12 protein-coding genes are annotated in these 13371 nt (G+C 67.5%); 6 read left to right on the top strand and 6 right to left on the bottom strand.

Going from position 1 to position 13371, the window contains the following annotated elements; translation table 11 throughout:
- Positions 1–58: 58 nt before the first annotated feature.
- Positions 59–676, bottom strand: coding sequence for a TetR/AcrR family transcriptional regulator (locus FHR04_RS11380; protein ID WP_039683176.1), 618 nt, complete (start codon positions 674–676; stop codon positions 59–61).
- A gap of 272 nt (positions 677–948) precedes the next feature.
- On the opposite strand from FHR04_RS11380, the gene ppgK reads away from it, so the two are divergent.
- The gene (gene ppgK / locus FHR04_RS11375) at positions 949–1782 is read left to right on the top strand and encodes a polyphosphate--glucose phosphotransferase (RefSeq protein WP_139403420.1); all 834 of its coding nucleotides are present in this window, start codon (positions 949–951) and stop codon (positions 1780–1782) included.
- 113 nt (positions 1783–1895) lie between these two features.
- Here the strand turns inward: ppgK and FHR04_RS11370 are convergent, their stop codons facing one another.
- Positions 1896–2780 (bottom strand): complex I NDUFA9 subunit family protein, encoded by an 885-nt coding sequence (locus tag FHR04_RS11370; protein ID WP_139403419.1) that lies wholly within the window; start codon positions 2778–2780, stop codon positions 1896–1898.
- Positions 2777–3988, bottom strand: a complete 1212-nt coding sequence (locus FHR04_RS11365) for a MerR family transcriptional regulator (protein ID WP_139403418.1) — start codon at positions 3986–3988, stop codon at positions 2777–2779. Before FHR04_RS11365 ends, FHR04_RS11370 begins: the two co-directional genes overlap by 4 nt.
- 228 nt (positions 3989–4216) lie before the next feature.
- On the opposite strand from FHR04_RS11365, the gene FHR04_RS11360 reads away from it, so the two are divergent.
- Both FHR04_RS11360 and FHR04_RS11355 read left to right on the top strand, forming a co-directional pair.
- The gene (locus tag FHR04_RS11360; protein WP_039683171.1) at positions 4217–4693 is read left to right on the top strand and encodes an NUDIX domain-containing protein; all 477 of its coding nucleotides are present in this window, start codon (positions 4217–4219) and stop codon (positions 4691–4693) included.
- A gap of 16 nt (positions 4694–4709) precedes the next feature.
- The gene (locus FHR04_RS11355; protein ID WP_139403416.1) at positions 4710–6179 is read left to right on the top strand and encodes a M1 family metallopeptidase; all 1470 of its coding nucleotides are present in this window, start codon (positions 4710–4712) and stop codon (positions 6177–6179) included.
- Positions 6180–6218: 39 nt separating this feature from the next.
- Here the strand turns inward: FHR04_RS11355 and FHR04_RS11350 are convergent, their stop codons facing one another.
- Positions 6219–6734: a hypothetical protein gene (locus FHR04_RS11350; RefSeq protein ID WP_039683169.1), complete on the bottom strand. Its 516-nt coding sequence runs from the start codon at positions 6732–6734 to the stop codon at positions 6219–6221.
- 106 nt (positions 6735–6840) lie between these two features.
- Between FHR04_RS11350 and FHR04_RS11345 the strand changes: the two genes are divergently transcribed.
- From FHR04_RS11345 to FHR04_RS11335, 3 genes are all read left to right on the top strand, one after another.
- Entirely contained in the window at positions 6841–8202 is a 1362-nt protein-coding gene (locus FHR04_RS11345) for an acyl-CoA dehydrogenase family protein (protein WP_170213932.1), read from the top strand.
- A 457-nt stretch (positions 8203–8659) separates the two neighbouring features.
- Complete coding sequence (locus FHR04_RS11340; protein WP_039683165.1) at positions 8660–9595, top strand: hypothetical protein; 936 nt, start codon at positions 8660–8662, stop codon at positions 9593–9595.
- A 187-nt stretch (positions 9596–9782) separates the two neighbouring features.
- Complete coding sequence (locus FHR04_RS11335; protein WP_139403414.1) at positions 9783–10574, top strand: amino acid ABC transporter permease; 792 nt, start codon at positions 9783–9785, stop codon at positions 10572–10574.
- An 80-nt stretch (positions 10575–10654) separates the two neighbouring features.
- On the opposite strand, the gene pnp is transcribed toward FHR04_RS11335, so the two are convergent.
- Together pnp and FHR04_RS11325 are read right to left on the bottom strand one after the other, a co-directional pair.
- Positions 10655–12823, bottom strand: a complete 2169-nt coding sequence (gene pnp / locus FHR04_RS11330; RefSeq protein WP_139403412.1) for a polyribonucleotide nucleotidyltransferase — start codon at positions 12821–12823, stop codon at positions 10655–10657.
- 49 nt (positions 12824–12872) lie between these two features.
- Positions 12873–13370, bottom strand: coding sequence for a hypothetical protein (locus FHR04_RS11325; RefSeq protein ID WP_139403410.1), 498 nt, complete (start codon positions 13368–13370; stop codon positions 12873–12875).
- Position 13371 lies beyond the last annotated feature (1 nt).

The following is a 13371-nucleotide window of genomic DNA, read 5'->3' as shown; positions in this document are numbered from 1 at the left end:
CGGCAGTCTAGCCAGGAAACGTCCGGGGAAGGTCACATCGGCCGGGAACGGGCTAAGGCTAGGGCCGGACCAGATCGCGGCGCACCGCGCCTTCCAGCAGCAGGTTCAGCGCCAGGCGCATCTCCTCCTGCAGCGGACGGTCGGTGCCGTAGGCGCTCCAGCGCAGGGCCACCATCAGGTAGGTGTCGGCAATCAGGTTGCTGATGCGCTGCAGGCTCAGGTCCGTGCGCATCTGCCCGGACTGGTGCAGCGGGCGCAGGATCAGCTCGATCACCTTGCTCAGCGGCAGCGCCTGATACGCGGTGCGGGCGCGTTCGGGGTTGGGGTTCATGACCTCGTAGGCCAGCGGGGGGAACAGGTCACGCTCACGGGCGTTTTCCTCGGCCAGCGCGTCCCAGATCTCATACAGCACCGCCAGCGGCGGGATGCCCTGCGACAGGCGCGACTCGGCCTGATCGCGCAGGCGGTCCATCACTTCGGAGCCGTAGTCGAGCAGCACGGCTTCCTTGTAGGGGTAGTAGTTGAAGAAGGTGCCGCGCGAGACGTTGCTGGCCTTGGCGATGTCGGTGGCCGTGGTGGTCTGGAAGCCGCCCCGCTTGAACAGTTCGATGGCGACACTGTAGATGCGGGCGCGTCGGCGCTCCTTCTGGCGTTCACGCAGCGAGGAAGAATCCATAGGGGTACCGTAGGTATACAGCTTCTGGTCTAAAATTGCACCCCGTCTAAATCAAGAAACCCCCAAGGCAGGGCGGCGAAGCCTGAAAGGCGCGGCCTGAGCTACCCAGTTTCGCCCTGGTGTGCAGATTCTCCCAGCTGGAAGGAGGAACAGACGCGGCGTCCGGCAGGACCGTCCAGCCCTCACGAAGGCGACGGCCGTCGCCGCCCCATCCGCTGCCGGGTCCCACCCCACTCCCCATCCCGGTTGCAAATTCGCTTAGGCTGTACACCATGAGCGCGATCCTGGGCATCGACATTGGCGGCAGCGGCATCAAGGGCGCACCCGTGGACACCACCACCGGCAAGCTGCTGGAAGACCGGCACCGCATCCCCACCCCCGAAGGCGCGCATCCGGAGGCCGTCAAGGACGTGGTGGCCGAACTGGCCAGACACTTTGGCGTGGACGGCCCTATCGGTGTCACCTTTCCCGGCATCGTGCAGCATGGGCGCACCCTCAGCGCGGCCAACGTGGACAAGGCCTGGATCGGGCTGGACGCCGACGCGCTGTTTACCCAGGCCACCGGGCAGGCGGTTCACCTGATCAACGACGCCGACGCCGCCGGACTGGCCGAGGCCCGCTTCGGCGCGGGTGCGGGCGTGAACGGCACGGTGCTGGTGCTGACCTTCGGCACCGGCATCGGCAGCGCCCTGATCCACAACGGCGTCCTGGTGCCCAACACCGAACTGGGCCACCTGTGGCTGCGCGACAAGGAGGCCGAGGGCTGGGCCTCGGACCGCGCCCGCGAGCGCGACGACCTGAACTGGAAGCAGTGGAGCAAGCGCGTCAGCACCTACCTGCAACACCTGGAACTGCTGTTCAGCCCGGACCTGTTTATCATCGGCGGGGGCGTCAGCAAGAAGGCCGACAAGTGGCAGGAACACATCAAGCTGGAGCGCAGCACCCTCGTGCCCGCCAAACTGCTGAACGAGGCGGGCATCATCGGCGCGGCCATGATGGCCCAGGAAGGCGGCGCAGAACCAGAGAAGAAAGGAGAGTCTGCGAAGAAGCCCACGGCTTCCAGGACTGCGCCAAAGCCCGACGGCAAAGGGGCGAAGAAGAAGTAGTCCCATTTCCTCTGCGGACCCCAGGGTTCTGGGACCTTCGCTCATCTCTGGATGCCGTCAAGAAAGCGGCGTGCGGTCCCTGTCTCCGCACGCCGCTTTCGTCTCCCCCTGTCCTACCCCTTCGCCCCCGCCACGATTTGCGGCAGGTGATCCGGCAGCTTCAGCATGGGCAGGTTGAACACGGTCCGGGCAGGCTCGTTGGGGGCGGTATTGCCCTCCTTGAGCATGGCGTACTGGTCTTTGGTGATCGGCGGGTTGGGCAGCAGGTTCATCAGCGGCACCGCCAGATTCATCAGCACGATCGGCACGGGCACTATGGGCTTTTTCTTGCCCAGCGCGTCCAGCTCCAGCTCCAGCAATTGACGGAAGGTGTATTCCTCCGGGCCGGTGAGGGCGTAGGTCTCATTCAGGCCCGTGTCCGTCTCGGCAGCGCCTGCGAACGCCTGGGCCACGTCCTGCACGCTGACGGGCCGGAAAGGAAAGGTGCCGTCGCCGATCTGCGGCACGATGGGCGCGGCGCTCACCAGTTCGCGCAGCACCCGTCCGAAGAAGTCGTCGCCCACGCCGAAGATCAGGCTGGGCTCGAAGATGGTGTAGCGCAGGCCACTCTCGCGCACCAGCGTCTCGGCGCGGCCCTTGCTGGCGCTGTAGCCGCTGGCGCTGTCCACATCGGCCCCCAGCGCACTCATGTGGACGTAGCGTGCCCCGCGCGGCACGGCGGCCAGCACGTGTCGGGTCCCGTCCACATGCACGGCCTGAAAGGTCTGCGCTCCTTTCTCGGCAATGATGCCCACCAGATGCACGACGGCGTCGGGGTCCGTCTGGGCCACCGCATTCAGGACGCTGGCCGGATCGGTCACGTCCAGCCGGATCGGCTGCCCCGCGCCGCCCTCTTTGCCCTCGCGGCTGCCGGCCCAGACCGCATGGCCGCGCGCGACAAGTTCCCCGACGATGGCCTGCCCGACAAATCCGGTTCCCCCGGTCACGAGTATCTTCACTGGTCTTCCCCCTGCGGTGGTGAGTCGTGTGACCCTGAATCGTTCGGCGGTGAGTGATGCGGGGGCGAGCCGCGCGGGGCAGAATGAGCCGATCTGGCCTCCGACTGCAGGCCCAGCGTACCGGAGATCATGGAGGCGGCCGCCGGGGCGTCGGGACCAGCGTAGAGACCGCCCAGTGCGGCGGCCAGTTCAGGCCGCTCATTCATCAGCGCCCCGCCCAGAAAAACCGGCAGGCCCAGCCGCCGCAGGATGGGTGTCGCCCCCTCTCCCCCACCGTTGAGCGGACGCACGGGCCGGGCGGCGGCGTGGGCGTCCGGCACCCAGCGTCCGTCCGCCCACTCCCCGGTGGCCCAGTCCTGCAACGCCCATTCGCCGTTGACGGCCAGCAACAGGGCCTGCGCCTCCCGCTCGTGGGCGAAGGTGGTCAGGTCGCCCAGCGGCACGTTCGCGCCCAGGTACGCCACCCGCACGCCGCGGCGGCGCAGGGCCAGCGTCAGCATCATCAGGCCCAGTTCGTGCTGCTCGCCGGGCGCGCAAGCGGCCACCACCAGCGGCCCCCAGCCACCTTCACGGTTTTCCTCGACGCCCGCAACTTCCATCAGGGCCGAGAGGCGCGAGCGCAGGTAGTGGCTGGCCCCGCGCTCGTGGGCAATGGTGATCTCGCCTCGCGCCCACAGCGAGCCAATTTCCACCAACGACGGCGACATGACGTGCGTCATCACGTCCTCCACTGGGAGGCGGGCATGCGCCTCAGCCAGTATGTCCCCGGCCTGCGCGTAATCGGCGGCGACTAACGCGCGGGCCAGCGCGTGCGCCAGGCCGTCCACCTGAACCTCGGGGCGCCTGGCCGGCGGCTCGGGCACGGGCGGCGGTCCTGGGGGCTGGAGCTGCGGTGACTGTGGCCGGTGCTGTGACACTCGCGAAGGCAACGCACCGCTGCCGCTCGACATGCCGCGCAGGGTCAGCTCCGCCGCCCGCCGGGCGCTGACGCCGCGCCGCTGGTGATCTTGCATCACGCCAATATCCTGGATGTCCTGGGGCGAATACAGGCGGTAGCCGCTGGTGTTGCGAACTGGCCGGGGAAAACCGTAGCGCCGTTCCCACTGACGCAACGTCGCGGCGGCCACCCCGGTCTGCGCCTCGACTTCCGAGGCGGTGAACATGGCCGTGTTGGCCCACTGTTCCTGAGGTCCGCCATCCGCATTCATCCCGCCCATTGTGAACGAAAGGCGGGGCGGGACCGTACGACTTCCCGCCCAGACCGGACTGCTGAAGGGGGTCTGACAAGGAAACCCCAAGACGCCCACCACCCTGATGGGTTCAGCCGCCCGGCAACGGCCTCTCGGGTTGGCACGGCGTGGACCTGCTCCTGTCCGCTAGACTGCGCGCCAGATGAACCTTCTGCCCACCCGCCCCGTTCCCGCCTCGGCGCGCCCATGAGTCACCTGTCACGCACCCTGCCCGTCAAGCGCGCCGCGCACGTGTATCTGGTTCAGGACGGCAAGCTGCTGCTGGTCGAGGAACGCATGGACGACGGCAGCATCTTCTACGGCCTGCCCGGCGGCAAGGCGCACCCCGGCGAGACGCTGGGCGACGCCGCCGTGCGGCAGGTGCTGGTGGAAACGGGGCTGACCGTCACCGATCTGGTGTTTGTCAGCCTGCTGGAAGGCGAGCTGCTGACCGGCACGCGCAACGAGTGCTACGCCAACTTCGGGCGCTTCACCGCCACCTTTTCCGGCGAGCTGAACCCCACCGATCCCGAGGTGGTGGGCATCCGCTGGGTGCCGTTTGCAGAGGTGGAGATGCTGGTCCGTTATGGCCCCCCACCGGAGATCGAGGAACGCAACCCGCTGATCTGGGTGCCGACGCGCGATTTCGTGAAGGGCCAGCCGCGCGCGTACTACCCGATCTAGGTCGGGGGGTGCAGGAATGACTCGCTTCACGTTCAGCCTGGTCCGGCGGTCTTCCAGTCTGCTGGCCCTGGCCCTCCTAGCCGGCACCCAGGGACAGACGGCCACGCCAACGGCCGTCCCCACGCTGCCGCCCCCATCCGCCCTGATCACCGCGCAGCCCATCGGTGATTCCATCTTCCCGGCGCTGGGTCAGGCCGGGCTGGACGTGCTGAATTACGATCTGGACCTGTTCGTGGACCGGCCCGGCCGCTCCGAACTGCGCGGCACGGTGGTGCTGACGGTGACCGCCACCCAGCCCCTGCCGGTGCTGAGTCTGGATTTCCTGGGACCACAGGTGCTGGACGTGCGCTGGGAGGGCCTGCCCGCTCCTTACCGCCACGATCAGACGGCGGGCAAGCTGACCATTCAGCCGCCCCAACCGCTGCGGCCCGGCACCCTCGCCAGAGTCACCGTGCGTTTCGCCGGAAAGGCGGGCGTGCGGCCTGACCCCGACTTGCCCATTGATGTGGGCTGGCAGGCGGTCCCGGCCCAGGGTGACCGGGTGGGCGCGAACTTCACCCTCAGCGAGCCGGACGGCACCCGCACCTTCCTGCCGGTCAACGATCACCCCTCGGACCCGGCCACCTTCACCACCCGCGTCACCGTTCCTGCCGGATACACCGCGGCGGCCAGCGGCGTGGAGCGTGCCGAGGTCGCCGCGCCGGACGGGGGCCGCACCTTCACCTTCGAGCAGGCGCAGCCGATTCCCACCTATACCCTGGCGATTCACGTCAACCAGTTTGAGCGGGTGGATGCCGCGGCCGTCCCCGTCGGCGTGGCCGGTTCGGATGTACTGAGACGCGATTATTTCCCCGTCGGTACTCAGGCCGACACGCGCGCTGCCTACACCTCCACGGGCGAGATCCTGAAGGTGCTGGCCGAATGGTTCGGCCCCTATCCTTTCAGCGCCTACGGTTCGGCCATCGTCACGCCCCGCGTGCCGGCGCTGGAGACGGCCACGCTGTCCACCATGCCGGTCACGTCCAGCAACACGCGCGTGCTGGTCCACGAAACCGCCCACCAGTGGTTCGGGGACCAGCTCACCCTGGCCGACTGGTCCGAGGTCTGGCTCAACGAGGGCTTCGCCACCTACGCCGAACTGCTGTGGGCGCAGGCCCAGGGCGAGGCGGGCGAGGACATCGTGCGCGGCTGGTACGCCCGCGCAGGCCGCAGCCAGACCCGCCCGCTGGTGGCCACCAGCGAAGCTCAACTGTTCGACACCACCGCGTACATCCGGGGAGCGCTGGCCCTGCACGCCGTCCGGGTGACGGTGGACGACGCGGCCTTCAAAGGCTATCTACGAGGCTGGGTGGCCGGGTTCCACAACCGCCCCGTGACCACCGCCGATCTGCTGGCCTACACCCGCACCCGGCTGGGGGCCACGGCAGGGGCGGCGCTCCGGCTGTGGGCCGAGTCGCCGGAGTTGCCCCCCTTTCCGCAAAGGTAAACACCGGCACATCCACCGGGCGCAGGGAGGCTGTGCGTGTCAGGCCACCCCGCACGCCCGCTGCAGCAGCAGGTGCAGCTCGTCGCGCCCCAGCCGACGGGCATCCAGCGGCAGACCGTCCGGCAGGCTGCTCAGCCCCTGCACGATGGGCACGAAGCGGAACTCGGGACGGGCAATCAGGTCCCGGCGGGCGGTGAAGGCGACCACGAAATCGGCGCGCAGCTCGAAATGGGCGTTGAGCTCGGCGCGCAGCGGAAAGGGATCGCCGGACAGCAGATCCATCAGCGCCGGGTGCGGCTCGAAGCCGTCCTCCAGTTCCTTGAGCAGGCGGGACGTGTCCAGAAAAATCGACGCGTTGGGCAGGGTATAGCCCGCGATCCGGCGGCGACAGACTTCCGGCGGGTCGCCGCGCACGCCGCTGACGCGGCGGCCCTCGCGCTGCGCGCCTCCCAGCAGCGCCCAGAACCGCGACAGGCTGGAATATCGGGCCAGCTCCACGTATCCGCCGGGTTTGGCGGCCAGCGGACGGGTGGGCCGCTCGGCAGAGGCGGTCATGCCCCATGTTACCCGCTGGCGTCCAGGGCAGGCCCTAAAGGATCGGTGAACGCAGGCCTGGGCGGTTGCACCCTGTCGGAAAACGCTGGACGCGGTACAACAACGCATGACCAAATCCCCTCCCAATCCGATGGCCCTGCTCGCGCAGATCGACATGGACGCCCTGGGGCGCCTGAGTCAGAAGGTGGACCTGCCCGGCCTGCTGAATGCCGCCTCAGCCATGAGCGACGGACAGCTCAAGCAGCTCTCGCGCATGCTGGCGGGCGGCGGCGGCGAGGACGGGCAGAAGGAACTGCCTGAGGCCGACGGTGACTTCTACGGCCAGATGGACACCCTGACCGCCGAGGAGCGCGAGGTGGCCCACACCACCCGGCGGTTCATGCACGAGCACGTCGCCCCGATCATGAACGAGTACTGGAGCCGCGACGAGTTTCCCAGACAGCTGATTCCCGAACTGCGCAAGCTGGACCTGCTGCGCAAGATCTGGAACGAGGACGGCAGCCGCAAGCCCAACGCCACCGTGATGGAAGGGCTGGTGACGCTGGAGGCCTGCAAGGTGGACGTGTCCACCGCCGTCTTCTTCGGTGTTCACGCGGGCCTGGCCTTTGCGAGCATCGCGCTGGGCGGCAGCGACGAGCAGAAGGCCGAGTGGCTGCCCAAAATGATGGATCTGGAAGCCATCGGGGCTTTCGGGCTGACCGAACCGGAGGGCGGCTCGCAGGTCAGCCAGGGCATGCGGACCACCTGCAAGCGCGACGGTGACGGGTGGACGCTGCGCGGGCAGAAGAAGTGGATTGGCAACAGCACCTTCAGCGACATGACCGTGATCTGGGCGCGCGACGTGGACACGCAGGAGGTGCGCGGCTTTATCGTGCGCGCCGGCACGCCGGGCTACAACGTGGAGAAGATCGAGGGCAAGATTGCCCTGCGAATCGTCGAGAACGGCCTGATCACCCTGGACGACTGCCGCGTGCCCGACAGCGACCGCCTGCAGAACGTGCAGGGCTGGCGCACCACCGCCGAGGTGCTCAAACTGACCCGCGCGGGCGTGGCGTGGCAGGGCGTGGGCTGCGCGATGGGCGCGTATGAACTGGCCGTGACGTACAGCCAGGAACGCGAGCAGTTCGGCAAGCGCATCGGCGAGTTCCAGCTGATCCAGAACCACTTGGTCCACATGCTGGGCAACGTGACCAGCATGTTCGCGCTGTGCCTGCGCCTGAGCCACATGGCGGACGGCGGCGATATGAAGGACGAACACGCCGCCCTGGCCAAGGTGTTCACGGCGGCGCGCTGCCGCGAGACGGTGGCCTTCGCCCGCGAGGCGTTCGGCGGCAACGGCATCCTGCTGGAGTACGGCGTCGCCAAGCACTTCGCCGACACCGAGGCCATCTACTCCTACGAGGGCACCAACGAGATCAACACGCTGGTGGTGGGCCGCGCCATCACGGGCCTGAGCGCCTTCGTCTGATACGGACTCCGATTGAAAGGTGTTGAAAACACCTGGAAATCCGAGCGAGAGGAGCAGCGTCCTCCCTGCGGGCTGTTCCAGTCATGGGCGTCTGTTCGCGACGACAGCGAGAATGAGGAAAACGGGTTCCGGACGTGGAGTGTAGAGATCGGAGCTATCCCGATGTCTGTCGCGTTACAAACGGAATCCGTATAACCGCCCGGATTCGCAATGGGGATGAGAGACAGATGCACTCATCCCCATTTTCGTTGTTCTTCTTTGAACCACCCTCAATGGAGTGTTTCTCTGTTCTACACCACACTTTCATATGAGCACGACGTTAAGTACACGAAGGGGGCCGCCTCCCCGGCAGACCGTTAGTTTAGGCATATGGAAGGCAGGTTCCAGACCACACAGGCTGGATCTGCCGCGCCGGGTTGGTCCCCACATTCCCTGACCCGGCGCAAAAGGAGAACACATGACCCTGAACCGTGACATCAATTCCCACCGCCTCGGCTGGCGCGGCGTCCTCGCCGGCATTGTGGTGGGACTGGTTTCTACCCTCACCATCATCGCCCTGGGGCTGGTCATCACCGCTCTGACCGGCCTCACCCTGAGCGGCGTCGGCATTGCGGCCGCCATCTGGACTGGAATCGCCGCGCTGGTCGGCGCCTACCTGGCCGGCCTGACGGCGGTGCGGTCCAACGCGCCCTCCACCCGCGCCGACGACGGCATTGCCGCCATGACCCATGACGACGCCACCCTAACCGGTCTGGTCACTGGTAGCGTGCTGATCCTGCTGACCACCCTGTTTGCCTTCAACAGCGCCTCGCGCATTGTCGGAACCGCCACCAGCACCCTCGGCGGTCTGGTCGGCACCGCCGCCACGGCCACCACGGCGGCCGGCGTGGGCGGAGCGCAGGTGCCCGGCATCCAGAACTTCTTCAACAACATCACGCCTGCGGACGTCGAAGGCCTGATCGCCGACAACACCGATCTGGACCAGGAGCAGGTGAGCGCCACCGCCAACGTGGTGACCGGCATCGTGCGCCGCGCCAGCAACGATCTGGGCGACGTGGACCTGACCAACATCGGCGACTTCGCCCAGGCCCGCGTGGACTCGATCAAAAAGGCCCTGAGCGGCCCGCAGTTTGTGACCCGTCTGGAGCGCCAGGGGCTGACCAACGCCCAGGCCACCGAAGTGCAGACCGAGATCAACCAGTCGGTGGACCGCATTGAGAAGCAGGCCAACCAGGCCCTGGACAATGCCGAGGACGCCGCCCGCAAGGCTGCCAGCACCGCTGGCTGGGCCTGGCTGCTGGTGGCGGGGCTGACCCTGCTGGCCAGCATCTTCGGTGCACGCAGCGCGGCCACCACCGCCGTGACCAACGTCGCCGCCCGCCGCCCCAACTAAGCCCGCCCGTCGTTCGCCTTTTCAGAGCCGCGCCCCCGATTGGAGGCGCGGCTTTTTATGTGGCATCGGCCGTTCGGAGGTCAGGCCCCCTCAACGAATTCGCAACAACGAACGTGAGCTGTGGCATCATCGGCGAAATGAAAATCCGTTCTCGCCTCCGTCTGTACCTGCGACAAGAGCGTGCCGCATGACCGCACCGAAAGCTGTCCGGCCTCCCCCAGCAGGTGGTCCCTCGATTTTCCTGTGGTTGCTGGGCGCGGTGGCCGCATTCCTAGCGCTGTTTTTCGTGATCACGTTCATCCTGCGCCAGATGCCCGATCCGATCGGCCCCCGCGCCGACCTGTTTGTGGAAGGCGCGCGGATGACCCTGCAACTCACGGTGGTCAGCGGCCTGATCGGGCTGGCCATCGGCATGATCGCGGGCATTCAGAAAACCAGCGAGCACTGGCTGGTGCGGGCGCCCGCCAACTTCTTCATCTGGCTGGTGCGCGGCACGCCGCTGCTGGTGCAGATCCTGTTCGTGTACAACGCGCTGCCGGGCATCCTGGCGGCCATCGGCATCAACCTGCAACTCGATGAATTCTGGTCTGCGGTGATCGCCCTGTCGCTGAACGTGGGCGCGTACAACGCCGAGGTCATACGCGCCGGGATTCTGGCGATTCCACGCGGTCAGGGCGAGGCGGCCCGCAGCCTGGGCCTGAGCGGCGGTCAGACCATGACGACCGTGGTGTTGCCCCAGGCCCTGCGGATCGTGGTGCCGCCCCTGGTCAACAACATCGTGGCGCTGCTCAAGGATTCCTCGCTGGCGTCCAGCATCGCCCTGCTGGAGCTGACACTGGCCGGATCGCGGGTCAGCTCCGAGAGCTTCCAGCCCATTCCCGTGCTGACCACCGTGGCCGTGGTGTACCTGGCCTTGACCACCGTGCTGACGCTGTTCACCGATCAGCTGGAGAAGCGGACGAAGATCGCCAGCCGCTGAGCGGGCCGCAGCAACAAACCACCCCCTCTCCACTGACAGGAGAGGGGGTGGTTTGTTGCTGGAAGGGTTAAGGACCGCCCTCAGTCGCGCCTGGGGGGCCGTCCTCCCCGGTCCCCGCCACCCGAACGCGGCGGACGCGCCTCACGCGGGGCGATCTTGCCTTCCAGTTCGGGGCGGATCAGGTCGATCTTGCCCCGGTCATCCACGGCCACGATCTTGACGCGCAGCTTGTCGCCCACGTTCATCACGTCTTCCACGGCGTTCACGCGCTCCTCGGACATCTGCGAGATGTGCAGCATGCCGTCCTGGCCGGGGTACAGGTTGATAAACGCCCCGAACGGCGTGGTCTTGACCACCGTGCCGTCGAATTCCTCGCCCGCCTTGGCCTCGCGGGTGATGCTCATAATGCGGTCGCGCACGGCTTCCGCCGACGCCGACTCGGCGCTGAACACACGCACGGTGCCGTCCTCCTCCACCGTGATCTGCGCGCCCATCGCCTCCAGCTCGCGGATCTGCTTCCCGCCGGGGCCGATCACCTTGCCGATCAGCTCGGGGTTGATCTTCAGGGAAATGATGCGCGGCGCGGTGGGCGACAGTTCCGGGCGCGGCGCGGCCAGCACCTCGGCCATCTTGCCCAGAATGTGCAGGCGGCCGTCGCGGGCCTGCGCCAACGCCTCGCGCATGATCTGCGGGGTGATGCCCCCCACCTTGATGTCCATCTGCAGGGCGGTCACGCCCTCAGCCGTGCCGCAGACCTTGAAATCCATATCGCCCAGCGCATCTTCCAGGCCCAGGATGTCGGTCAGGACGCGGTACTTGTCGCCCTCCATCACCAGGCCCATCGCCACACCCGCCACCGGCGCCTTGATCGGCACGCCCGCGTCCATCAGCGACAGCGTGCCGGCGCACACGGTCGCCATCGAGGAGGAGCCGTTGGATTCCAGCACCTCGCCCACAATGCGGATCACGTAGGGGAACTCCTCGAAGGAAGGCAGCACCGCGCGGATGGCCCGCTTGGCGAGGTTGCCGTGCCCGATCTCGCGGCGCGACTGGCCGCCCATGCGCTTGACCTCGCCAGTGCTGTACGGCGGGAAGTTGTAGTGCAGCAGGAACTTGTCGTTGTCCTCGGCGCTCAGGTCATCCACCAGGATCTCGTCGCGCTCGGTGCCCAGGGTGGTCACGCCCAGCACCTGCGTCTCGCCGCGCGTGAAGATGGCGCTGCCGTGCGCGCGGGGCAGGGGCCGCGCCTCGATCCAGATGGGGCGAACGGTCTTGGAATCGCGGCCGTCGGCGCGCAGGTCGTCTTCCAGAATCAGGCGGCGCAGCTCCTGTTTTTCCACCTTGTTGAAGGCGTTCTTCAGGGCGGTGATGCGCTCCTTGGCGCCGTCGGCGTCGGGGTCTGGCTCGTAGCCCGCGATGATCCCGTCGCGCAGGGCCTTGGTGCGGGCGCTGCGGTCTTTCTTCTTGACCGTCAGCAGCGCATCTTTCAGGCCGCCCGCCTTGGCCTTCTCGGTCAGCTCCGGCACCAGATCGGTGGTCAGATCGGTTTCCTCCAGGAAGTTGAACTTCTCCTGGCCCATTTCCTCGCGCATGGTCTCGATCAGCGAGATCACGCCCTGCATCTCGGCGTGGGCAAACTCGATGGCCCCCACCAGATCGTCCTCAGAGGCGTTCTGCGCGCCCGCCTCCACCATCATCACGGCGTCCCTGGTGCCGGCCACCACCAGATCCATGGGGCTGCGGGTCAGTTGCTCGGCGGTGGGGTTGATGACGTACTGGCCGTCGACCTGACCCACGCGCACGCAGGCGGTGGGGCCGGCCCAGGGAATGTCGCTCAGGGACAGGGCCGCCGAGGCGCCCACCGGCCCCAGCACGTCCGGCGCGTTCTGGCCGTCGGCGCTGATCACGGTGATGATCACCTGGGTCTCGTGGCGGTAGCCCTTGGGGAAGAGGGGGCGAATCTGGCGGTCGGTGATGCGCGCGCCCAGGATGGCCTTCTCGCCGGGGCGGCCCTCGCGGCGGTGGAACGAGCCGGGAATCTTGCCCACGGCGTAGTGGCGTTCCTCGAATTCCACGGTCAGCGGCAGGAAGTCCAGCGTGCTCTTGTCGTCGCGGGCCTGGGCGGTGACCAGCAGCATGGTGTCGCCGTAACGCAGGGTGACGCTGCCGCTGACCAGCTTGGCGAGTTTGCCGGTCTCGATGCTCAGCTCGCGCTCGCCGAGCATCGTCGTGTACGTTTTTCCAATCATGGCGGCCAGTCTATCCCGCGCCGTCCACCCCCGAGAGAGGGCTGGCTCGCTATGGAGTCCAGGCGGCTTTTTTCATGGCCTCGCGCACCTGGATCAGCCGCCGGTTCTTCACCAGATCGCCCTGCCACTCCCACACTTCGCTGCTCTGATCGCCGCAGCGCAGGGTCAGGGTGGCGCGGCCCTCGTCGTTGCCGGGCGCGCGTTCCGGGGTCTGCTGCTGCCACAGCTTCCTGACCACGATCAGGGCGGCCAGCTTGCGCCATTCCCAGGGCGTGACGGCTCGGGGCTGGCCCACCGGCTCGCCCACCGCCTGCTGCGCTACCGTGCCGTCGGCGTGAATGCTCAGGCTCAGGCTGGCGTGCGGGGGCTGCGACTCCGTGTAGGTCACGCTGAAACCAGCGGGCACCGGCTCGCCGCCCACCACCCCGCGCAGCACGCGTTCCACGCTGGAAGACGGGTCTGCCGTGCAGCTCAGCACGGCCGCCGCCGTCCCCTGCGACAGCGCACCCGTTAGCAGAACGCCGAGAAGCCACCTCAATTTCAGCATG

The sequence above is a fragment of the Deinococcus radiopugnans ATCC 19172 genome (assembly GCF_006335125.1).
GTDB lineage: Bacteria > Deinococcota > Deinococci > Deinococcales > Deinococcaceae > Deinococcus > Deinococcus radiopugnans.
Note: the sequence above shows the minus strand (reverse complement) of the source record. Positions and strands in the feature narration are given on the sequence as shown.

What these genes read in the sequence shown, in the direction of transcription:
- FHR04_RS11365 (WP_139403418.1), bottom strand. Translation starts at nt 3,988, where the DNA reads ATGAATGCGGATGGCGGACCTCAGGAACAGTGGGCCAACACGGCCATG.
- FHR04_RS11360 (WP_039683171.1), top strand. Translation starts at nt 4,217, where the DNA reads ATGAGTCACCTGTCACGCACCCTGCCCGTCAAGCGCGCCGCGCACGTG.
- FHR04_RS11350 (WP_039683169.1), bottom strand. Translation starts at nt 6,734, where the DNA reads ATGACCGCCTCTGCCGAGCGGCCCACCCGTCCGCTGGCCGCCAAACCC.
- FHR04_RS11380 (WP_039683176.1), bottom strand. Translation starts at nt 676, where the DNA reads ATGGATTCTTCCTCGCTGCGTGAACGCCAGAAGGAGCGCCGACGCGCC.
- ppgK (WP_139403420.1), top strand. Translation starts at nt 949, where the DNA reads ATGAGCGCGATCCTGGGCATCGACATTGGCGGCAGCGGCATCAAGGGC.
- FHR04_RS11340 (WP_039683165.1), top strand. Translation starts at nt 8,660, where the DNA reads ATGACCCTGAACCGTGACATCAATTCCCACCGCCTCGGCTGGCGCGGC.
- FHR04_RS11355 (WP_139403416.1), top strand. Translation starts at nt 4,710, where the DNA reads ATGACTCGCTTCACGTTCAGCCTGGTCCGGCGGTCTTCCAGTCTGCTG.
- pnp (WP_139403412.1), bottom strand. Translation starts at nt 12,823, where the DNA reads ATGATTGGAAAAACGTACACGACGATGCTCGGCGAGCGCGAGCTGAGC.
- FHR04_RS11325 (WP_139403410.1), bottom strand. Translation starts at nt 13,370, where the DNA reads ATGCTGAAATTGAGGTGGCTTCTCGGCGTTCTGCTAACGGGTGCGCTG.
- FHR04_RS11345 (WP_170213932.1), top strand. Translation starts at nt 6,841, where the DNA reads ATGACCAAATCCCCTCCCAATCCGATGGCCCTGCTCGCGCAGATCGAC.
- FHR04_RS11335 (WP_139403414.1), top strand. Translation starts at nt 9,783, where the DNA reads ATGACCGCACCGAAAGCTGTCCGGCCTCCCCCAGCAGGTGGTCCCTCG.